Source organism: Pantoea phytostimulans (genome assembly GCF_046118715.1).
Taxonomy (GTDB): Bacteria; Pseudomonadota; Gammaproteobacteria; order Enterobacterales; family Enterobacteriaceae; genus Pantoea; species Pantoea phytostimulans.
Map to the genome: position 1 here is coordinate 318,348 of NZ_CP173700.1, position 20,799 is coordinate 339,146.

The 20,799-nt window shown below is 50.5% G+C and carries 15 protein-coding genes; 6 read left to right on the forward strand and 9 right to left on the reverse strand.

All coding sequences use genetic code 11. From position 1 onward, the window contains the following. Positions 1-11: 11 nt before the first annotated feature. On the forward strand, positions 12-152 hold the full coding sequence (locus ACF2G4_RS22125) for a hypothetical protein (protein WP_409076292.1): 141 nt from the start codon (positions 12-14) through the stop codon (positions 150-152). Positions 153-379: 227 nt separating this feature from the next. Here the strand turns inward: ACF2G4_RS22125 and ACF2G4_RS22130 are convergent, their stop codons facing one another. From ACF2G4_RS22130 to ACF2G4_RS22155, 6 genes are all read right to left on the reverse strand, one after another. Next, positions 380-1,546, reverse strand: a complete 1,167-nt coding sequence (locus ACF2G4_RS22130) for a cupin (protein ID WP_409076293.1) — start codon at positions 1,544-1,546, stop codon at positions 380-382. 12 nt (positions 1,547-1,558) lie between these two features. Then, complete coding sequence (locus ACF2G4_RS22135) at positions 1,559-2,350, reverse strand: HpcH/HpaI aldolase family protein (RefSeq protein ID WP_409076294.1); 792 nt, start codon at positions 2,348-2,350, stop codon at positions 1,559-1,561. Continuing rightward, positions 2,347-3,078, reverse strand: coding sequence for an alpha/beta fold hydrolase (locus tag ACF2G4_RS22140; RefSeq protein WP_409076295.1), 732 nt, complete (start codon positions 3,076-3,078; stop codon positions 2,347-2,349). The genes ACF2G4_RS22135 and ACF2G4_RS22140 overlap by 4 nt, the downstream gene beginning before the upstream one ends. After that, positions 3,075-3,839: an SDR family NAD(P)-dependent oxidoreductase gene (locus ACF2G4_RS22145; RefSeq protein WP_409076296.1), complete on the reverse strand. Its 765-nt coding sequence runs from the start codon at positions 3,837-3,839 to the stop codon at positions 3,075-3,077. Before ACF2G4_RS22145 ends, ACF2G4_RS22140 begins: the two co-directional genes overlap by 4 nt. 2 nt (positions 3,840-3,841) lie before the next feature. Then, positions 3,842-5,173, reverse strand: coding sequence for a histidinol dehydrogenase (hisD, locus tag ACF2G4_RS22150; RefSeq protein WP_409076297.1), 1,332 nt, complete (start codon positions 5,171-5,173; stop codon positions 3,842-3,844). 100 nt (positions 5,174-5,273) lie between these two features. Then, positions 5,274-6,518, reverse strand: coding sequence for an MFS transporter (locus tag ACF2G4_RS22155; RefSeq protein ID WP_409076298.1), 1,245 nt, complete (start codon positions 6,516-6,518; stop codon positions 5,274-5,276). A gap of 366 nt (positions 6,519-6,884) precedes the next feature. On the opposite strand from ACF2G4_RS22155, the gene ACF2G4_RS22160 reads away from it, so the two are divergent. From ACF2G4_RS22160 to ACF2G4_RS22180, 5 genes are all read left to right on the forward strand, one after another. Beyond that, positions 6,885-7,955, forward strand: coding sequence for a LacI family DNA-binding transcriptional regulator (locus tag ACF2G4_RS22160; protein WP_409076299.1), 1,071 nt, complete (start codon positions 6,885-6,887; stop codon positions 7,953-7,955). Continuing rightward, the gene (locus ACF2G4_RS22165) at positions 7,952-8,923 is read left to right on the forward strand and encodes a nuclear transport factor 2 family protein (protein ID WP_409076300.1); all 972 of its coding nucleotides are present in this window, start codon (positions 7,952-7,954) and stop codon (positions 8,921-8,923) included. Before ACF2G4_RS22160 ends, ACF2G4_RS22165 begins: the two co-directional genes overlap by 4 nt. 200 nt (positions 8,924-9,123) lie before the next feature. Then, a complete protein-coding gene (locus ACF2G4_RS22170) occupies positions 9,124-10,263 on the forward strand; it encodes an ester cyclase (protein ID WP_409076301.1) in 1,140 nt (379 codons plus the stop codon). A 3-nt stretch (positions 10,264-10,266) separates the two neighbouring features. After that, the gene (hisD, locus tag ACF2G4_RS22175) at positions 10,267-11,574 is read left to right on the forward strand and encodes a histidinol dehydrogenase (RefSeq protein WP_332625877.1); all 1,308 of its coding nucleotides are present in this window, start codon (positions 10,267-10,269) and stop codon (positions 11,572-11,574) included. A 349-nt stretch (positions 11,575-11,923) separates the two neighbouring features. After that, positions 11,924-14,116: a glycoside hydrolase gene (locus tag ACF2G4_RS22180; RefSeq protein WP_409076463.1), complete on the forward strand. Its 2,193-nt coding sequence runs from the start codon at positions 11,924-11,926 to the stop codon at positions 14,114-14,116. A 209-nt stretch (positions 14,117-14,325) separates the two neighbouring features. On the opposite strand, the gene ACF2G4_RS22185 is transcribed toward ACF2G4_RS22180, so the two are convergent. The 3 genes from ACF2G4_RS22185 to ACF2G4_RS22195 all read right to left on the reverse strand — a co-directional run bounded on the left by ACF2G4_RS22185 (position 14,326) and on the right by ACF2G4_RS22195 (position 20,780). Further along, positions 14,326-17,589, reverse strand: a complete 3,264-nt coding sequence (locus tag ACF2G4_RS22185; protein ID WP_409076302.1) for an AIDA repeat-containing protein — start codon at positions 17,587-17,589, stop codon at positions 14,326-14,328. Between the two features lie 62 nt (positions 17,590-17,651). After that, on the reverse strand, positions 17,652-18,791 hold the full coding sequence (locus ACF2G4_RS22190) for an autotransporter strand-loop-strand O-heptosyltransferase (protein ID WP_409076464.1): 1,140 nt from the start codon (positions 18,789-18,791) through the stop codon (positions 17,652-17,654). Between the two features lie 747 nt (positions 18,792-19,538). Beyond that, entirely contained in the window at positions 19,539-20,780 is a 1,242-nt protein-coding gene (locus tag ACF2G4_RS22195; RefSeq protein WP_409076303.1) for a hypothetical protein, read from the reverse strand. Positions 20,781-20,799 lie beyond the last annotated feature (19 nt).

Sequence of the window (20,799 nt, forward strand, 5' to 3'; positions counted from 1 at the left end):
CGAAGCACTCAATGGGTGAAGAAAAAAGGTTTGTTTTTTCTCAATGTATTCAGTCAATTGAAAATGCAGTTAAAGGGGTAGAAATAAAGTATCAGGCAGAAAATGCATTCTCACAATCTGCCCAACGCTTTAGTCTCAAATGGTTTGGATAAAGCGTGAGGGGCATGCCATATAGAACGGGCTTAACCCGTGAGGAAACAGTGATGATTGATGTGAAATCGTTCCCGGTTTTTTTGGGTAGAGTAGTAATCGGTCCTGACTTTGTCACCCAGCGCTTCAGCCGCCGCTAACGCTTTTGCTCTTATTAACCGCGTAACTGCTTATCTCAGAGCAGTTACGCGAACATTTTCAGCTGAAATTCAGAATGAACACAGCTCGGCTAGTCAGCATAAGCTATTTTCTCACCGGCGCGGCGGGCTGTAGCAGGCAATAAACTGGCCTTGGCCACGTATCCATCTGGATCCAGACAGCAATCCATCTCCAGCGCTTGCTTGATGATCTCTTGATCCCAGATGACTCTTTTGCGCTGATCGCCTTGAGTCGTTAGCGTCGCTTCCATTACGCCATCAAGGGCGCGATATTGGCGCCAACTGCCGGCAGGCACTGAAATCACTGATCCTTCTTCTGCCATGATCGTGACCTCCTCACCTCGGCGATTAAAGGTCACTTCCAGCGTACCTTTGAACACCATCAGCACCTGAATATCCTGGCAGCAATGCAAACCAACACGATGCTGATCCTGAATGCGCAACCACTCAACGGTGAATCCATGTGGATTGTGGATGGGTGGTGCGCTGTTGCGGTCTTGCGACAGCCCATAACCGATAACCGGTGCCAATTCGCCACCGTGCCCCGGTAAGATGGAATCCAGCAAGGCATTTTCGGACCATTTACGCTGATCGCCAGTGACTGCCCGTTGGCTCATCTCTTCTATAGAATAGTCACGCAGCGCAGCGATATGTTCTGCGCCCAAAGGTTGCAGCAGATCGGCTTTATCGGGGAGGACATCGCCCGCCTCAAGATCAATAAGCATATTGTCGCGACTGAGGTACAAGCCATATTCACGCGCGGCCTCTAAAATCGACGGATGCCAAATAATGCCGCCGGTGTTATTACCGCCCAGCACGGTAAATACCATGCCGCTGGTATCTTGCGGACTCACGTTAGTAAAACCACGGAAAATCCATGTAGGGATCGACAAAATGGCTGGCGCACTAAATTCCGCTTCATGCTCGCCATTCGCACCCCAGCGAAAGCGCCAACTGCCCTCATGGATCAGGAATACCTCAGCAGTAAAATGCAGATGCAGGTTGTTAGTCACACCTTTCGGCATCGCAGCGGCACCAATGTTAAAACCATGCGGTTCTGGAATGTTGACTACCTGAGACGCTGACTGCGTGACGCCAGGCCCAATAAAAGAGTAGTTCTGCTTAAGATGTGAGCCCGGCAGTTTGCAGTCAATAAACGCTACGCTGCAAGACACGCGATCTTCAGGTCGGACTAAACGGCGATGTGCTTCTTGTTGAGTCAGAGTTACGTTTTGCATTTTTCTCTCCCATTAATATCCAGATGATCCGCTGACAGGCGGTGTTTCCCCTCGCGTTAATGCGATGGCAGTGCGGGCAGCAGCGCCGAGCTGCATCACATCATTAGCGGGAGTGACAAAATGAAAGCCTTGCGTCAGGCGATGAGCCGCAGCCTGACCCGATGTGCAAAAGATTCCAGCAAGTTTTTTATGCGCACGGCAGCGGTTCAATACGTGCTCTATGGCAGCCAGCATCGTGGGATGCTGAGACTCGGCACTCGCACTGCCGGTAAGCGTTAGAGAAAGGTCATTGGGGCCGATAAAAATCCCGTCCAGCCCATTGGTATCGAGAATGCTATCTAAATTATCCAGTGCTTCGCGCGTCTCAATCATTGCCAGCGTCAGGATCTCTTCATTGGCATGCTGCGGATAATCTTTGCCGCCATAGAGCAGTGCGCGTGCCGGGCCAAAAGATCGATTGCCCAGCGGCGGATAGCGACATGCCGAGACAAATTGTTCCGCCTGCTGAGCGGTGGATATCATCGGGCAGATAATTCCCCAGGCACCGGCGTCAAGCATGCGCATGATGTGTGCCGGATCATTGTTACTGACACGCGCCAGCGGCGTTGCAGGCGTGGCGGAAATTGCCTGTAGCATTGACAGTGCGCTGGCAAAATCGATCATGCCATGCTGCATATCGACGGTGACAGAATCGTAGCCCTGATGTCCGGCGATTTCGGCGCTGTAACCTGAAGGAATAGCCAGCCAACCGTTGATAATGGGTTGCTGCTGACAAAAGGCTGCTTTCAGCGGATTTTTTCTCAAGATTGTGACTCCTGTATCCAGTTGCGCATGAAGTTAGCCACCTGTTGAGGCGCTTCGAGGGGTAAGAAATGGCCGCATTCAGGTAAGGTTATCCAACGTGCATGCGGTACGGCCTTGGCGATAGCCAGGTGATGTTGTGGCGTGCATATAACGTCATGCGCGCCGTTAAGAATTAAGGTGGGTGCAGCAAATGAGGCGAGTAATTGGCGGTGATCTTCACGAGAAATAGCCACTTCTGTTTGGCGCGCTAAAGTTTCGAGCCCGCTCTCCTCGGCCATCTGGACAACGGTACGATAAAGCAATGTGTCATTTAGACGATGAGGAGCAACATAGCGCGGCCACAATGTGTCAGTGAGCCAGCGCGTCATACCTTGATTAGCCGCTTCGCGTACGGCAGCACGGCGCCTCTCTGCATTATCGGGCGCGTCGCGAAACGGATTAACGGATAAAAGCGCCAGCTTCGCAATGCGCTCTGGTGCCAGAGCCAGCATGTGCAAGGCCACAATGCCACCCAGAGAAAACCCCGCTAAGCAGAAGCGCAAAGGCAAAACGTCAAGCAGCTCATTTGCAAGCGCATGAGCGGAGTCGGCATTATTGAGGCTATAACAGCGAACGTGACTGACATTGAGCTGTTCTGTCACCGGCTGCCACAACCGATCATTGCACAGGGTTCCGCTAAGCAGCACCAGCGGCGCGTTATGATTTTCCAGTAAGGGTGCCGTCTTCATGTTGCCGTCCATCCGCCGTCAACCATCAGCGACGTTCCGGTAATGAGCGCTGAAGCAGGCGACGCCAAAAAAACGACGGGTCCCATAATATCTTCCAGCGTGCCCACTCTATTCAGCTTGATGTTATCCAGCACATAACGATTAAAAGCGGCATCAGCCAGATTGGCGCGAGACAACTCGGTAACAATAAATGTCGGGCATAACGTGTTTACGCGAATACCCAACTCGCCAAGCTCCAGCGCCATGGTTTTCGTTAACCCTTCAAGCGCGAATTTGGATGCACAATAAACGCTGCGTTCTGGGCCACCGACATGCCCCATTTGTGAGGAGATATGGATGATTGAACCCGCGATTTGGCGCATTTTCATGCGCTGAGCAACCTGCTGGCTGATAAAAAAAGTTGCCCGTAAGTTCAACGCCATCACTGCGTCAAAATTCGCTTCGCTGACCTCAAGAAAAGGCTGATGGCGTGCAAGCCCCGCGCTGTTGACCAGGATGTCGAAATCGGGCAGCGTTTCCAGCACCTCGCTGACGCGCGCTGTATCGGTAATATCCAGCGTCACGCTGTTAAGTCGCAAGCCTTCTGCTGCGGCACTTTTTACGGCGTCGTGAAGTTGATCTGCCTGGCGCGCCATGATCCATACCTCTGCACCCGCACTCGCCAGCGCTATCGCCGCAGCAAAGCCAATACCTCGAGAGCCGCCGGTAACTAATGCCCGACAGTGATCGAGACGGAACGTCGGAGTGCGAGGAAATGCCATCCTCATAAGGCTTTCTCGCTCTCTGCCGCCGGAACCGAGCCTGCATAAGGCACTTCTTTTTTGCCGTAGCGGCGTACGCGAATATTGGCCTGTTCAGCATGACCTGAAAACCCTTCTAACTGGCACAAGCGCGAACAGTAACTGCCAATTTCTGTCGTTGCTTCATCACTCAGGACTTTTTGCCAGGTGCAGGTTTTCATGAATTTTCCAACCCATAGTCCGCCGGTGTAACGTGCCGCTTTTTGGGTTGGAAGGGTATGATTGGTGCCGATCACTTTGTCGCCATACGCTACATTGGTGCGAGGGCCAAGAAACAATGCGCCATAGTTGGTCATGTTGCTAAGAAACCAGTCGTCGCGGGAGGTCATTACCTGTACATGTTCCGATGCAATACGGTCAGCTTCCTGCAGCATCTCTTCATAGCTACTGCAAACAATCACTTCGCCATAATCGCGCCAGGCCTGACGGGCTATTTCAGCCGTAGGCAATTTTTCCAGTAAACGTTCAACTTCACGCAAGGTTTCCTGCGCCAGTTGTAGTGAATTCGTCAGTAAAATGGCAGGCGTAGTAACGCCGTGTTCGGCTTGACCTAGCAGGTCGGTGGCACAGATTTCAGCATCCACGCTTTCATCGGCGATGATTAATGTTTCCGTTGGCCCAGCAAACAGATCGATCCCGACGCGGCCAAATAACTGGCGTTTAGCTTCGGCTACAAACGCATTGCCTGGGCCGACCAGCATATCCACAGGCGCAATGGTGTCAGTGCCCAGCGCCATCGCACCAATTGCTTGAATGCCACCTAACGCATAGATCTCAGTTGCACCCGCCATCGCCTGTGCCGCCACAATTGCCGGAGCGGGTTGACCTTTAAACGGAGGTGCACAACTAATAATGCGCGAACAGCCAGCAACGTTAGCAGTGATAATCGACATATGCGCAGAAGCCAGCAGTGGATATTTTCCACCGGGCACGTAACAGCCCACCGCATTAATAGGGATATTTTTATGGCCGAGAATAACGCCGGGACGCGTTTCAATTTCGAGATCGGTCAGGCAATTTCTTTGCGCACTGGCAAAATTAAAAACCTGCTGCTGGGCAAACTCAATATCTTTAATATCCTGACGGCTTAATTGCTTGATGCAGGCATTAATTTCCTGCTGCGACAAACGGTAATCGCGACGATCATAATTATCAAACTTAATGGATAATTCGCGTATCGCTTCATTACCGCGTTGCTCTATATCTGCAAGCGTATTTTCAACAACAATACTGATCTGTTTATTAGCCTGTTGGCGTTCAGATAATGATTTACTGGTTTTTAAATAGTGCGCCATGACGTTGTCCTCTCCTAATGAGTACGTGACTGTCCCGCCCAGTGAAATGGGTGAAGGGAAAAGCGTTAATTAAAGAGAAAGTTAAATATGAACAGTGCAGTTAAATCTTATTCGCATAATCCTGTGCGCCTGAGATTATGGGTGCTTTATCGCTTTGAACATTTACCTGCCGCTGATTAACACTTCGTACGGCTAGCGGCGTCAATAGGGCAGCCACCACGCAAAGCGCGCCAATCATGAGATAGCCGGAGGCTAAATTAATGTGCTGCAACATAAAACCCATCGCAACGGGTCCGATAAACATACCGCAGGAGTAAATCGTCTGAAATAACCCCATTCGTGTGGATTGTTCCGACTCAACGGTATTGACCACGCTCAATGACATGAATACGGCGAAAGCCATGCCGAACGAGAAACCCGCCATCGCCTGCCACAAATAGATGATGTACATATTCGTAGTGAAGGGGATGCCAATAGTGGAAATAACCTGTAGGGAAATACCAATCACTGCGGTATTCACTAAACCCAGGCGTTTGTAGAAAACGGAACTGCACAATCCAATAGCCAGTGCGTAGAAAATAAGATGCAGATTACTGAGCAGGGTGAGGACAATGGCCTGCGCGCCAAGTTGCTGGGCATAAATCGGGGTTAAAGTATCTCGGGTAGCAAAGGGCACCAATATCACAATGGTGGCCAGCAGGCCGATAAACCATACTGAGGAATCTGATAGCTGGCGCTTTGCGCTGCTTAAACACGCTTTTAACGTAGGCGCACGGGCTGCATCGTGAAACTCCTTAATACGAAATGTCAGAATCAGCGCCAGAAGTGCCGAGACACTGGAGATGAAGTAGCTGATGTTTTTGTCGAAGTAGTGAATCAACACCCCGCCAATACAGTTACCGATGAACACACCCAAGGGGCCAGCCAGCGCCAGTAAAGCGACGGCAGCAGGTGCCTCTTTTTTATCAAAATAACGAATGAACAGAATGTTATAGAGAACCCAGGTTGCAGCAGTAAAACCATCTGCGGCCTTTGCGAGATACAGCGTCACGGCGCTGGGTTCGAAGTAAGCAATCGGCCAGGTCACCAGGGGCAACAGCAGGCTAAACTGAATAAAAATTTTCCGGCTTCTTACGACATCCGACAATATTCCAATGGGGAAACGAACAAGCAGCGTCGCTAATCCGCTGGCACCCATAATCATTCCCACCACTTCAGGTTGCATTCCTTCGGTAATCAACATCGGTGCAAGGAACGCATCAATACTGTGGATGCAGATAAAGAAAAGTACGCTAATAGTAAAAAACAAACTGACTTCAGGTCGTCTAAACAGTGCACGAAACATGGCGGTGAACCTCTTGAAGATTAATGGGTTATAACCAATCAAGTACGGCATTAACCGGTGAAATCGTTGATTGCGATTTCGCGTAACCGGTAAAACTGACGGCGTTTTTTTATCATATGCATACGTATTCAAAGTCCGACGTTACGGAAAGGTTTCAGTTTTGTAAACCCTGATAATGTAAATGTGAAAAAAATAATTTGGCCGCTTGCATACGCATGCAAGAATGGTGTAAGTATAAAAAACAGGCACGTCAACGGAAGAGTAATATGCTGGGTAGGGGATTGTCCTGAACCTCATTGCACTCATTTAAATCTTTGTTTAAACAGGATGATTATCGTTGCGGAATGTAGATAAGGAAGAGTAGCAATGAAACGTAAGACTTTTGGGCCGGTGACATCGCAGCAGGTGGCGCAGATCGCGGGTGTATCACAATCGGCGGTATCTCGAACATTTACGCCAGGCGCCAGCATTTCGCCAGCCACGCGTGAAAAAGTACTGCAGGCTGCACGCGAACTGGGTTATCGACCAAATGCAATTGCCCGTTCACTGAATACCGCACGTTCGCGCATTGTCGGTGTGGTGATGTCCTATTTCGATAATCAGTTTTATCCGCAGGTACTGGAAGCACTGGCACAAAAATTAGATGAACTGAACTACCACTTGCTGCTGTTTGTTGGTGATCGCGATGGAAATGCTGACCGAATTTTTGACCAAATTATGCAATATCGAGTAGACGGCATTGTGCTGGCCTCAGTTTCGTTGTCGATCGAGCTTTCTGATGAGTGCCTCGCCGCCGGTATTCCTGTCGTGATGTTTAATCGCAGTGAAGAAAATACCACTGCATCAAGCGTGAATACGGACAACGAGGCGGCCGCCCAGCAGATTGCCGAGTTTTTGATCGCAGGTCAGCATCAACGTTTCGCTTACGTTGCTGGGCTGGCGGATTCTTCGGTCAACCTGGCCCGGCAGAATGCATTTGTTAATACCTTACACAGCCACGGAATTCAGGATATTCGCGTCGTGCAAGGTGATTATGATGCGCAGAAGACCGCACAAGCGGCTTGTGCATTATTCTCCTCGCCGCAGCCGCCGGATGCCATTTTCGCTGCAAATGATCATATGGCGTTGACGGTAATGGATGTCGCCCGTTTCGAATTTAGCCTGCGTATTCCTGAAGATCTGTCCGTAATCGGCTATGACGATACCGGTCCTTCGGGTTGGCCTTCTTATGCATTGACGTCTGCTTCACAGCCCGTCAATGCCATGGTCAATGCCACCATAGCGCTGTTGATGAAACAAATTGAGAGTGAAAATATTGAGCCGGAACAGGTTGTTGTTCCTGGTGTACTGGTGGTGCGCCATTCTGCAAGGCGTCCACAGTTTGGCATTATTGAAAAAGACGGGCTGTCTCTCTTCAAACCGCAGGAGGTTGAATGACCAGGTTGCCGGGCTTTAGCCCTCAGTTTGATTCTATACAGCAGTTTATTCTGACGCTGACCCATCAGGTTTGGGAGCAAAAAGATATTGGCCAATTGGCGGATTTTTATGCAACGCCAGTGGTTTTTCATACGCCAGAAAAGCAGCTAAACGACCTCTCACAGTTTATGCGTCTGACACTGGAAGCCATGCACAGCTTTCCGCAACGCACGGTATTAACCGAAGATATTTTGTGTACGCACACGCCACAATATGAATATTACGCCGCCCAACGTACGCTGGCCTGTATTCAGCATCAGGGCGAGGGATTCTTTGGTAAACCAAGCGGAAAATCGGTTTGGTTGCGAACCTGGGCCGATCGCGTTTGCGCTGAAGGCGCAGTGCGACAGGAATGGCTGCTACAAGACAGAGCCGCCATCGTCTCGCAAATTGGCTTGAATGTGCGGGAATTTGCCCAGCATCTCGCCAACGGCCGCCGTGAGGCTGGACTGGAAAATGTCACTGCAGAAGAGATGGATGCCCGCTGGGCAGGTGGGCCAGAAGGCGATGATGTTGAAGGTCCGCTGGCTGGTCTGATAGAACGTTATTTATCGATGTGGGCAGGTGGCAATAGCGGTGTCGTGCCGGGTCTTTATCATCCCGCAGCGACCCTCTTTGGACCCGGCCATGTTTTGCGTACCGGCGAGCAGGATATTGGCGGTTTTCTTTCCGGTTATCGCGCTTCATTCGCCGATAACGAAACGCAACTGCATCATCTTGTGGTCCGTCGTGATGCCAATGAGCCGGTACGTCTGTCGCTGCGTTGGTCAATGCTTACCTGGCACGACGGGTATGGCAAATTTGGTGTACCCACACGGCGTCCAATTTCTATTACCGGAATCACCCAACTTGAGTTACGCGATGGTTTAATTATTCGTGAATACCTTGGTATTGATGAATTAGCTATTTGGTCACAAATCCTGAATTAATCTTGCAAACTTAATGTCGGGGATATTATTCCCCGAAAAAAAATAGAATATCTGATTTTGGTAATTAATTTATCAGGTATTCCTGCTGTCTGAATATTTAAATTAAACATTATCACCATTGGTAGGTGAGGGCTTTCTTTACCGCTAAACAATGGTCACTGTAAATAACCACCATGCACTTATATAAAGCAGGAGTTCATATGTCTTCAACTGAAACCACGAATAAAGCCCCGGTAATTTCAGATAAAAGCACTGTAAAATCGAACCGAGATGAACCTGTATTACAAGTAGAGCGACGTGACTTTATTGATCTCGTCCCAGAAAAGCGCCCCCGCGTTCAGTCATTAAGAGGCTTCGATGATTGCTATACCGATATTGTCGATTACATTGTGCGCTGCACGCATAAAATATGGGATGAACGTGATGTCGGATTAATTTATACACATTATACGCACAACTGCGTTTTATATAACGCGCTCGGCACCATGTATACCCGCGAGCAAGTGGTTCAGGATACGTTGCAACGCCTCATTGCTTTTCCAGAACGTCGCGGGATGGCGACGCAGGTTATCTGGAACGGCAACGACGTTGAAGGATTTTATACTTCGCATCTGGTGACCGGCAGTGGTCGCCATACGCAGTATAGCCATCTTGGTAAACCGACTAATCGTACATATGTAACCCGCACGGTGGCGGACTGCATGATTTACGAGAACAAAATCTATCGCGAGTGGGTAGTGAGCGACAACATGTCGATGATGCGACAACTCGGTCTGGATACTGACGCGGTAGCTTATAGCATGGCCAAAGAGCAGTTTGATAAAGGCTTTCGTGTCACAGATATTGGCGAGAATCGTCGTATGTTGGGGCAGTACCCACCGGAAATGGAATGCGATATTTCCATTGCCCACACTGACACAGAAGAACAGTGCTTACGCTGGCTGCACGAAATCTATAACCGCCGCATGCTCGGTAAAATTAAAGAGGTTTACGCACCGACTGTGCAGTGGCATGGCCCATTAATGAAAGAGTTATACGGTCAGGCAGCGGTGATCCACCAGACGCTGGCACTGATTGGCATGATCCCAGATGGTGCGTGGATGCCGCAACACATTTGCTCCAATCCCTGTGATGAAGGCGGTACGAAAGTGGCAATTCGCTGGATTATGGAAGGCCATCACTTGGGTTACGGCGAGTTAGGCAAACCCACCGGTGAACGTCTGTTCGTGATGGGCATGTCTCACTATCACATTATCAACGGCAAAATCGTTGATGAATGGGTGGTATATGACCATCTGGCCATGCTGGCGCAAATCAAACTGGGACAAATGGAGGAGTAATAAATGGGCATGATTTCTGAAGCGGATATTGAATATATCAAACGCCCGCAGGGGCAAGACGTGCAGGCAGACCAAACGCTCAGCAAGACAGTACAAACGATTATTGAGCAAGTACGTGAACGTGGCGACGCCGCATTGCGCGACTACTCGGCGAAATTCGATAAAACAACCCCAGATAATTTCGAAGTATCACCAAACGAGATTGCGAGCGCGCTCGCAGATCTTGATCCGCAAACCCGCAAGGACAGCGAGTTTGCTATTGCCCAGGTCAAGCGTTTTGCCCAAGCGCAATTGGCAACCCTGCAACCGCTTGAGATTGAAACGCTGCCGGGTGTGCATTTGGGACATCGTATTATCCCTATCCAAACCGTGGGCTGCTATATACCCGGCGGGCGCTATCCCATTTTATCTGCACCCGTGATGTCGATTGTCCCGGCAGTAGTGGCGGGATGCGATGAGATAATTGCCTGCCTGCCACCGGGTGCGCATCCGGCTATGATTGCTATTTGCCATCTTGCGGGTGCGCATCGCATTTTTAAGGTCGGTGGCGCGCAGGCAATTGCAGCGATGGCCTGGGGCACAGAATCTGTCCCGGAAGTCAATAAAGTTGTTGGACCCGGAAACGCCTTCGTTAACGAAGCTAAGCGTCAGGTATTCGGCAAAGTAGGCATTGATGCTTTGGCTGGCCCAAGCGAAATTTACGTGGTCGCCGATGAAAGTGCCGATCCGCGAATCTTAGCCGCTGATCTTCTGGCTCAGGCTGAACATGATGTGCACACCCGTGTAGGCATGGCAACCACCAGCCCGCACATTGCCCACGAAACGCTGGCAGAAATTGAGCGTCAGCTCAGGAATTTGCCAACAGCGGCTACTGCAGGCGAAGCCTGGAAACGCCAGGGGGAAATTGTTATCTGCCGTGATGAAGCGCAGCTCATTGCCTGGGCCGATTATATTGCTACCGAACATCTCCAGGTGCACACGCGTGATCCACACGCAACCGCCAGTAAAATCCGCAATTATGGTTCGTTATTTATTGGGCAAAATGCCAGCGTGGTATTTTCTGACAAATGCTGCGGAACAAACCATACGCTTCCAACAATGGCAGCAGCCCGATATACCGGAGGATTATGGGTCGGTGCTTATGTCAAGATTTGCACTCACCAGTGGATTGATGATCATGGAATTGCCGCCGTTGCCGAACCGGCCGTTCGCCAAAGTCGTACTGAAGGAATGCAAGCGCATCGTCGAGCGGCAGAGATCCGGTTATTCCCTCATAACGTTGATGCCATAACGAACGGAGAACGCGATTAATCGATTTTATCATCTGCTTAACACCACGCTCTGTGGGCGTGGTTATCCAAGTGATATATTAGCTTCGGTAGGTAGCAGGGTGCATATAAGAAAATATCAGGTTTTCGGATGCGTTAAAAAGCGGTCCGATATTCATTGGTTTGAGAAATTAATAAGGTTGCAGACAGTCGGCAACAAGCATCATGTTTTTATTAAACAGAATTTATCTTCCCTGGACGTAATATTTCAATTGTGTGAGCTCACGCACTGAACGCGGCGAGTCATTGAGTCGGGATTTAATTTTTTGTTTGATTTTTACGCTCTACTTTATTGCCTATTCTTTCTTTCGTTTCTCCTGCAGAAAACTCTAATGAAAATATTCCTTGGCACCCTGATTTTTATTGCAACTCAGTTTCCGCTCTCACCTGCCAGCGCCGTCCTGTTGCAACAGGGGGAGGTGCTATTCAATGTTGACCCGGCCACATTAAAAATCAGCATTGACGAGGTCGTGGTGAATAACCCTCAGCAGGCACAAAAGGTCAGTGAACTCCGAAATTCTCCCACACAGGCGAACTGGCGATGGCCGGATCGACGCATTCAGATCACGGCAACAGCTGATGGGAACGATCTCCGGCTTACCATCAGCAGTGCACGCCCTCAAACTCTTAACTGGTTCAGTATGCCCTCCCATTTTAGCATGCTGCAATTGCCTATCGGGGAAGGTAGCCGGATACCCCTTGATAATGCAGAGTGGATGACCTATCTAACCAGCGAACTTTCCGGTTTGGATACCAACTTCGATTTGAAACTGCCATTTTGGGGGCTGGAGAAAAGTGGAAAGACCTACAGTTGGCTGCTTCTGTCCCGCTTCAGTAACCAGGTTTCGTTTACGAAGGCGAGTAATCAATTAATGATGAAAAGCTCGCATGAGTTCAATCAATTTAATCAGCACCACTCCTTTGATGTTTTATTGCATGCAGGAATCACGCCCCTGTCGGGTGCCATTCGTTACCGTGAATATCTACAACAGAGCGGTCAATTCAGTTCGCTGAACGATAAAATTGAAACGGCTCCGGAAGGCAAAAAACTGATTGGTGCGACGCATATCTATTTGTGGGGCAACACGCTATTGGCTCAGGAAGATGTAAAAAAATGGCCAGGTCTTATCGGTTTTTTGCAGTCAGCGGCAGGCGCGAGTCTCTGGCAAAGTATGGACTCGGAAGAGCGGAACACTGTGCAGCAATTGCAGGGGCGTGAACCTGAAAGCTGGCAGAAGCAGCCCCTGACAGAAGCAATCAACCGCGCACTGGTGGCGCTTGTGCCATTGGGTTCTACCCCCGACAAACCGTCATTTTTGGTGGCACAGCAGCAGCAGGCAGTAAAAGTACAACAGCTGGCTCAGCAATTACTGGGGAATTTTCTTGTGCCACCGGAACAGTGGGGGCCAGGCTTGTCTGAAACGGTCATTAATTCATTACATCAGGCTGGGTTATCACGCTTGTGGCTGGGAACAGATAACTGGACCGCTGCTTTCATGCACCCGCAAGCAGTAAAGCTGGCAAAAGGGGCAGGGTATCTGGTTGCCAGTTACGACTCCTATGATACTGGCATACCTCAGGGCCTTAATGACAGCTGGCTCACGGCTCAGTTACCCAGCGAGATAACGGAAAAATGTGCGATTATACGGGCTGACGGCACTAAAAAACCGGGGTTCGGGGGGCAGGGTTACTATCTTAACCCCGGCTGTGTTCTGCCTTTTTCTCAAATCAGGATGCGTGAGTTGACGCGGTTGGCCGGGCTAAACAGCCTTTTTCTTGACGTCGACGGAACGGGCATGGTTTCTGATGATTATCAGCCGGCACATCCAACCAGTGCAGCACAAATGGCCGCAGACCGTAACGCGCGTATGGCATGGTTCAGCAATACCCTCAAATTACCGTTGGGATCTGAAGACGGGAACGCCGTAACCGCGCGTCACATCATGTTTGCACACGGAATGGAAACCTGGGGATTTGGCTGGAGTGACAAGGATATGCGGCATAACAAAAAGTCGCCCTATTATCTGGGTGCCTGGTGGCCCAGCGCGCAACCTGCTACTTTTTTTACCCCGGCGACAGTTAAACCACGCTATCGTTCTGTCGTGTTCGATCCGCGCTATCGTCTGCCGCTGTATCAGGCCGTTTTTCATGATTCAGTGATAACCACCCACCACTGGACTTTTGATAATCTCAAATTCAGTGATGTCAAAACAACCCGCGCACTCCTTAGCCAGCTGTACAATACCCCACCACTTTTCAATCTCAGCAGAAGCACCCTAAAAGCAAGGTTGCCTGACATTATTAAAGCAGATGACAGCTTTCGGGTTTTGCATCAGGTTTTGTGGGATAAGGCACTGACGGGGTTTCGCTGGTTGGACAGGGACGGTTGGGTGCAACAAACGACCTTCAGTGATGGCTCAATGCTTATCGCAAATTTTGGCGATCGTGCATTCAACGGTATCGCTGCGCAAACGCTGAGGGCCAATCTGGCCGATGGTCGTAATCTGGATTTTAGACAAGAGTAATGAGGTTGGAGCCGTAGGCAATGAAGCTGGCTGGAATTGATGATGTTTTGAGGTTTCAAATCGGCTTAATAGATAAGCCGTACTGAGTATCTTGATATTTAAGGCGTTAAGCAGCGCCAGCAATTTGGGTGTCGCACCCAGCAGCACGGAAGCACTGTAGGATCCAGTACCGGAATGCCGGGCAGTTACGCCCGGCATTGTACTGCAAGTTATCGGAATGAATAACCAAGATTGACCAAGCCGTAGTAACCGCCAGACTCGCCACCGTGAAGCGCTTCTGACCAACCGCCCTGTATGCCAAGTTTGACGTTTTCCCTTATCTGCGCATTAACCCCGCCATTTAGCCCAACGCTGGTACCGGACAGGTCTGAACGGAATGATGCTGTCGAGTCTGCCACGCCCTGAACTGAAGCTGACATGCCGCTGTGCGCGCCGAACGAGTGCGTGACCGATGGTGTGACCCACCAGAGCATTTTTGTCTTATCATTCATTGGTGTACCTATCTTCAGTCCCGCCTGCACTGACTGACGGCGACTATCAGACCAGTCCAGCGATGCTGCCTCGTCTTGTGCACCATCCAGGCTGACTCCCTGCACGGTATATTGCAACTGTGGCTCAAGAGACAAGGCAGGGCTTACGTTCAAAGCCTGTCCGACTTGCGCCGAAGCCAGCCAGCCCGTACCGGAAGTAGACAACCGCGTACCGTCGTTCGACGCTGTCGACAGACTATGATGACTGACCTGTAGCAGGCCATCTACGCGCAGACCAGCATGGCTAAGGCCAGAGAGATAAGCACCGCCTGTGTACACTGTATCGCGATCCGTGCCTGCTTCACTGCGTCCGCCGTCACGCCAGACATCATTGCGCATCAGGCCGGTGGCGCCGTAAACCCCGGCTTGCCAGTCAGCATTTGCGCCCGCAAACTGCCAAAGATCGCCACCTATTTGCAGGAAGCTGTACGCACCGCTGCTTTCCGGTACGCCACCACTTGTCAGGCTGCCATGATCAGAGTGACTCAGATGACCGGCAACCAAGCGTCCCCATATCCGGCTGTCCGGTGCGTAGTGGAAGCGCGTGTCTGCTGTGCCCGCGACCAGGCGATCGTAGTCCAATGACAGAGAAGGCAATGCGGCGTAGCTCCACATGCCGTCACGATAATTCACCGTGCCGCTGACCGGTGCCGAAGCGCCGTCGTTCTGCTCAGCGGGTTGTGGTGTCGGCTCAGCAGGTTGTGGCGTTTCCTCTGTGGGTTGTGGCGTGGGTTCAGTGACTTGCTGGGTCTGCTCAGAGGTGAGATACCAGCTCTGATCAGCGTTGCGATACAGACTATATTCATAGGCACCTGCCACCATCGGCCTATTCAGGCTGAATGCATTTGCATCTGTCGTGGCGCCATTAATAGCGCTAACCAAGGTTATACCATTGCCGGTCGTCCGCGCACCCAGTCCGCCTCGGTTCAGCACCGTAAGGCCGGTATTGCCCGTCGCCTGGCCACCGTCTATGACCAGTTTGTCTGTTGGCGAACTGCTGTCATCGACTACGGTGTTAAGCGTAATGGTTCCGCCGCTACCAATAAGGTTAGTTACGGTCAGCGTATGTGGCGTGAAAGCCCCCTGTGAAGGAACAAAAACAATGCTGCCCGCGTTGGTCAGATTATCGACCAAAGAGTCGCCAGTAATATTCCAGGTACTGCTGCTGTCGATGTTCACATCCGTCGGATCAATGATACCGGTCAGGCTGGCGCTATTGACCAGCGAAAGCGATGTGCCGGACAACGCCACAATATTCGTGTCGGCCTGAAGGCCGTCCATGACCAGGGAGCCTGCATTCAGATTAAGCTGTGACTGACTGAAAGTTCCGCCAAGCGTAAGCGTACCGCTGCCATTCTTGGTAAGCTCCCCGCTTCCAGACAGGTTGGTGTTCAATGTCACGCCACTGCTGGTATCGTAAGTCGTGACCCCGTTGTTAACAAAACTGTTGCCGGCCAGGGTCAGAATGCCGCCGTCGGCAATATTAAGCAGTCCACCGGCCTGAACGGTAGTATCTGTAGCTGTACCGCCGCTGCTGACCGACAACGAACCGCCGTTGTTAATCGTGGCCTGAGAGGCAACGCCACCGTTGAAGACAGACAACGCGCCGCCTGAGTTAACGGTGGTAGCAATAGCCGTACCGTAAACATTCTGTTGACCACCGGCATTGACGAGCGTGCCGGTAGCGGTGCCACTCTGGTAGACCTGTTGCAGACCATCAGTATTAACTACAGTACCGGATGCGTTACCTTGTACATACTCTACGCCGCCCTGATTAACGATCGTGCCAGTTGCAGAGCCATCAGCGCCTACATAGAGAGAACCATTATTCTCAAGCAGCAGGTTTTTAGCCTGGCCAGCGCTGATGTAAAAATCGTCAAGCGCATTAGATCCGTTAAGCGTTGCGCCGGTACTGGTAATAAGAGTCGCACCAGAATTCATGACTAATCCAGTGGCGGTAGCGCCATCCATCGCATAAAGGGTGCCACCAGACTCAATGGTTGCTTCAGAGGCAAAACCACTACTATAGACGGACATATAGCCTGCATCGTTTACGGTGCTGCGATCGGCAGTACCTCCTTCGTAAACATATTGCGCTCCCCCGGAATGTACCTGGGTGGAAGTGACTGTGCCGTAAATACCTTGTGCAGCGTTCGATTCGATCTGAGTGCCGGTAGCCGAGCCACCGTTATAGACATACTGGACACCGCCAGACTTCACTGTAGTATCGGTTGCAGTACCATAAATCTGCTGTGTGCCGCCTTCCACCACCGCTGAAACAGCACTGGCCCCGCTAGTCACTGTCTGATAGCCCCAGGCTCCGATCAAGGCTGATGTTGATGATCCGCTTAAGACGTATTCCCTGCCGCCTGAAGTGACCTGCGTGGACTGTGTTGAACCGCCAAGAACCAGGAGACTTCCGCCTGAATTAACCAAAGTGGACGTGACGTTACCGTAGACTTCCTGTTGTCCTGTATTCACTGTGGTTCCTGAAACAAGACTTCCCACGTAAACAATCTGTGCTCCGCCATTGAGGGTGGTGGAAGTGGCGCTGCCGCCACTGTTGACATATTCCCTGCCAGAGGCGTTCACGACAGTGGAAACCGTACGACCACCACTGTTGACGATGATGTTGGAGAGGTTCCCACCACCAACACTGCTGCTACTGGCCAGCCCACCATTATTGACGTTCAGGTTGCCACCGTTGGTGACCGAAACTTCGTCGGCGATGTCCCCGCTGTTAAGCGTAAGTGGACTGCCGGTTGTCACTGTCGTGCCACTGTATGTCGTCGCTGCAGCGGCACCCGCTACGCCCAGCAGTAAGAGCGTAGCGGTTATCCGTTTCACAGCCATTTGTGGACAACCGCCACATCCGGCGCGCTCCGATGCCACTAACCACGCCTGCCGCGCCGCGCTCCAAACAATCCTGTATGCCTTATTCATGCCCATGCCTCTTAAAATTTTTGTTGCCATACGTGAAAGCTCTGTTCACGCAGGGGTTTTATTTAGTGAATGTTTCCGTTTTCACGCAGCTGCGCATTGAGACGATCAATCACGCCGTTTACTTGTTTCCCGGTTATCAGCCGAGTGCATTCGAACTGTCGTTCTGTCCCCTTGTGCCGGGGGCACCAAAAGTAGTCTTGGTGATCGAATTTTTCGTTAAGGCTGTCCCAGCAGCCGCTGCATCCGTGGCTGCTGAACACCCTCCAGGGGGTATAGAATTCAGCGCCTGGCAGGCTGAAACCACTGATGAGCACCACCGGGATTTGTGCTGCCCATGCCAACCAGGAAAGCCCGCTGGCAAGCCCAATGAAAAAGCTGGCATGTCTGAGCAGGTCTACTCGCGCCTGCAACGGGAGGTTTCCGGTAAAGTCTTCAGCACCGTAGGGGATATGGTTCCAGACAAATCCCTGACCGGTAGTAGGGTCGCGGTCAATGCAAAGGACCCGATAGCCCAGCGTTTTTAAATGCGTGACAACCTCAGCCCAGCCTCTGCCGTTATTCCAGAACTTCGCCTGGCAGGTGGATTGCACACCAATGCAGACGTAGGGCTCAGCAATGGTACGCGTGGCGCTAAGGTTCAGGCGTGGCGCTTCTTCCCGATGATCGACCCCGAGGATATGTCCGGCGATGCGGTGGAAGCCTGTTTGACGGAAGTCCACAGGTTGGTGCGTATCGTTGCCGCCAAAGAACAGGCCGATTCGATAGGTAGCGTAGGGTGAGCGCATAGCGGCGGACGGCACGGAGAATCGAATATCAGGATATTGTTCTTCCAGCAGCGTAATGATGTTCTGTGCCATGCTGCACTCAAGCCGACATCCGTGCTGAAGGCGGAAGCGTTCAGCGTAGTGAAACCAGCCCAGCAGGTCACCCAGCGTGCCGACGGGAAAGGAAATCAGGACATCGCGATCTTTCAGCGAAAGAACTTCATCCAGCAGAGGGAGTGTTTCATCGCCGCGCCAGACTTGAATGCGAAAGCGGATAAAATATTTTTTTGCTGACGTTACCCAGCCGGCACCTGACTCACAGTGAAACAGGATATTGCCCGAATCGTCGTCCAATAGGGCAACGCGCCAGCGTCCCTCTGGCAGCAGCACGCGCGCGCCGTCGTTAAAATCATAAAGAATGCCAGCCGGCCCCTGAATACTCGGAAGAAACGGTTTTTGTTTCTATCTCTGTTGGGCATGGTTATTGGAAACGAAGAAAAATTATTTAGAGTGTGAAAACGCAAATTTTTGACTGTTATTACATTAAGATTCATATGTCGTTGAATGACCAAGACTCTTCGCCTTGGATGATCAAAATTGTTTTATCAAACGGCAGATGTATTGCCTGTATAGATGATGGGAGCTGCGATTAATCAATTTAAACGCGACCATAATAGTCTGGCCGATTTCACCTTCAGCTTTGCCCACTTAAGATGCGATTCTCAATTCGTCTGAATCATATTTGAGCGGTAGTGCCGTCCATCGCTAAATAAAACTTTTGCACAGTTACGCCCTAAAGCTTCATTAGCCGCAACGCTAATATCATGCCTCATAATTAAAAAAGAAAAGGGTGTGTTGAGTTAACATGCTGAATAGCTGGCGATGAGATTCGCTGGGTTCGTGTTAAACTGCAAATCCATTATTTAACATAATCTTGATTATGCGCACTTTAATTATCGGTGCTATTTAATGTTGTAAACGTCATTGATTATATCGACAGTTTTTATAATCTAAAAAAATGGCATTCTCGGCTGAGAAGCAGATCGCCGGATGAGTAAAGGCCGATCACATCAATGTGTCTATATCAGTGGCCGGTTTTAATTGATCGTTACAGCCAGATAAGCGAAAAATTAGTGCGTTTTTTTTGGCAGACGCACCACGGATGATACGTCTACAGGGTTAAAGTTAGTTATTATCCAGCGTGATGTTGAGGCCCAGTTGCACTAATATTTCTGTCGCCTGGTTGCTGTGTCCATACACGGCATACTCTACACCGGCCACTTTCACATTCCCGACACTGCTCCACTCGCCGCTGTCGCTGCCATCGGGAAGCAAATCATTCAGTTTCAGTTCAGTCCCTGGCTCCCCTGTGACCATTAACTGTGTTTTGCCGTCCTCAATAAACAGATCATTGCCGCCGGTGAAGAGTACGTCCTCCAGGTTCAAACTGATCGTGTTGATATTCTGCTGTTCAAGATTGATAAGAGCACCCGTATTGAGCGAAATTGCGGTCTCATTGCCATAGTCACATTCAAAGCTAAATGAACTCACCGCTGCTTGAGCTATATCTGCCGGTTTATGCGAGGCATTAGCCATGTCGTCGCTCCAGGAATCAATGCTGCGATCACTATTGACTAAGTCATGGATCGCTAGATTGCCTGTGCTTTCAACTTTTAGCGGCATATCCTGCACAGCAGGTTCAGGGGAACTTGCCAGACGTAAGTCGAACGCCTTATAAGACTCATCGTTTACGTCAGAAGCATTGTTGCTTAGCGGGCTGAGGTCAAAACTTGTGACTGCTGCCAGTTTGTAGTCTGTTTTACCCATAACGATATTATCAATCCAAACGCCAGACGAATCCAATTCAAGGCTGACCTTGGAAAACGTCTTACCGTAGGGAACTGTCGCCCTTATTTCCTGGATTGATCCACCTGAAGGCGATAAGACCTGACGATCAACTTCACGGCCGAGGTGGTCATAAAACACCACAGTAAACTGTTCTGTATTATTAAAGTCACCCGCCGTAAACGAGATATAATCGCTATCAGCAGTTGGCAGGGCTAGTTCAATTTTCATCCCTCCAAAAAAGGTCAAAGCCATTGTTGGAGCAGGGGTTTCCCAGTTGGGGATACCCATGAAAAATCCTCCAGAAGCAGCATTAATGACATTAACATCGAAGCCCGGGAAATTAAAAGTTTGGCCGTCGCTGAATGTGATTGACGGCTGCGTCTCAAAATCCTCCTGATGCAAAATTGCGCTGTTTTTTTCCAGTGTTCTGCTGGGAGAAATATTTCCGGCCAAGTCTCTCACTGTAATGACCAACTGATCAAAGTTACCCGAGGTTTCTGACGACCAGGGTAAGCTTAAGCTGCCAGCGGCCAGAACATCAGGGCTTAGCACGAACTGCAGTTCAACACCGTCAATCATCAATATCATCGTATCACCC

What these genes read in the sequence shown, in the direction of transcription:
- ACF2G4_RS22125 (WP_409076292.1), top strand. Translation starts at nt 12, where the DNA reads ATGGGTGAAGAAAAAAGGTTTGTTTTTTCTCAATGTATTCAGTCAATT.
- ACF2G4_RS22130 (WP_409076293.1), bottom strand. Translation starts at nt 1,546, where the DNA reads ATGCAAAACGTAACTCTGACTCAACAAGAAGCACATCGCCGTTTAGTC.
- ACF2G4_RS22140 (WP_409076295.1), bottom strand. Translation starts at nt 3,078, where the DNA reads ATGAAGACGGCACCCTTACTGGAAAATCATAACGCGCCGCTGGTGCTG.
- ACF2G4_RS22145 (WP_409076296.1), bottom strand. Translation starts at nt 3,839, where the DNA reads ATGGCATTTCCTCGCACTCCGACGTTCCGTCTCGATCACTGTCGGGCA.
- hisD (WP_409076297.1), bottom strand. Translation starts at nt 5,173, where the DNA reads ATGGCGCACTATTTAAAAACCAGTAAATCATTATCTGAACGCCAACAG.
- ACF2G4_RS22155 (WP_409076298.1), bottom strand. Translation starts at nt 6,518, where the DNA reads ATGTTTCGTGCACTGTTTAGACGACCTGAAGTCAGTTTGTTTTTTACT.
- ACF2G4_RS22160 (WP_409076299.1), top strand. Translation starts at nt 6,885, where the DNA reads ATGAAACGTAAGACTTTTGGGCCGGTGACATCGCAGCAGGTGGCGCAG.
- ACF2G4_RS22165 (WP_409076300.1), top strand. Translation starts at nt 7,952, where the DNA reads ATGACCAGGTTGCCGGGCTTTAGCCCTCAGTTTGATTCTATACAGCAG.
- ACF2G4_RS22170 (WP_409076301.1), top strand. Translation starts at nt 9,124, where the DNA reads ATGTCTTCAACTGAAACCACGAATAAAGCCCCGGTAATTTCAGATAAA.
- hisD (WP_332625877.1), top strand. Translation starts at nt 10,267, where the DNA reads ATGGGCATGATTTCTGAAGCGGATATTGAATATATCAAACGCCCGCAG.
- ACF2G4_RS22180 (WP_409076463.1), top strand. Translation starts at nt 11,924, where the DNA reads ATGAAAATATTCCTTGGCACCCTGATTTTTATTGCAACTCAGTTTCCG.
- ACF2G4_RS22185 (WP_409076302.1), bottom strand. Translation starts at nt 17,589, where the DNA reads ATGAATAAGGCATACAGGATTGTTTGGAGCGCGGCGCGGCAGGCGTGG.
- ACF2G4_RS22195 (WP_409076303.1), bottom strand. Translation starts at nt 20,780, where the DNA reads ATGATTGACGGTGTTGAACTGCAGTTCGTGCTAAGCCCTGATGTTCTG.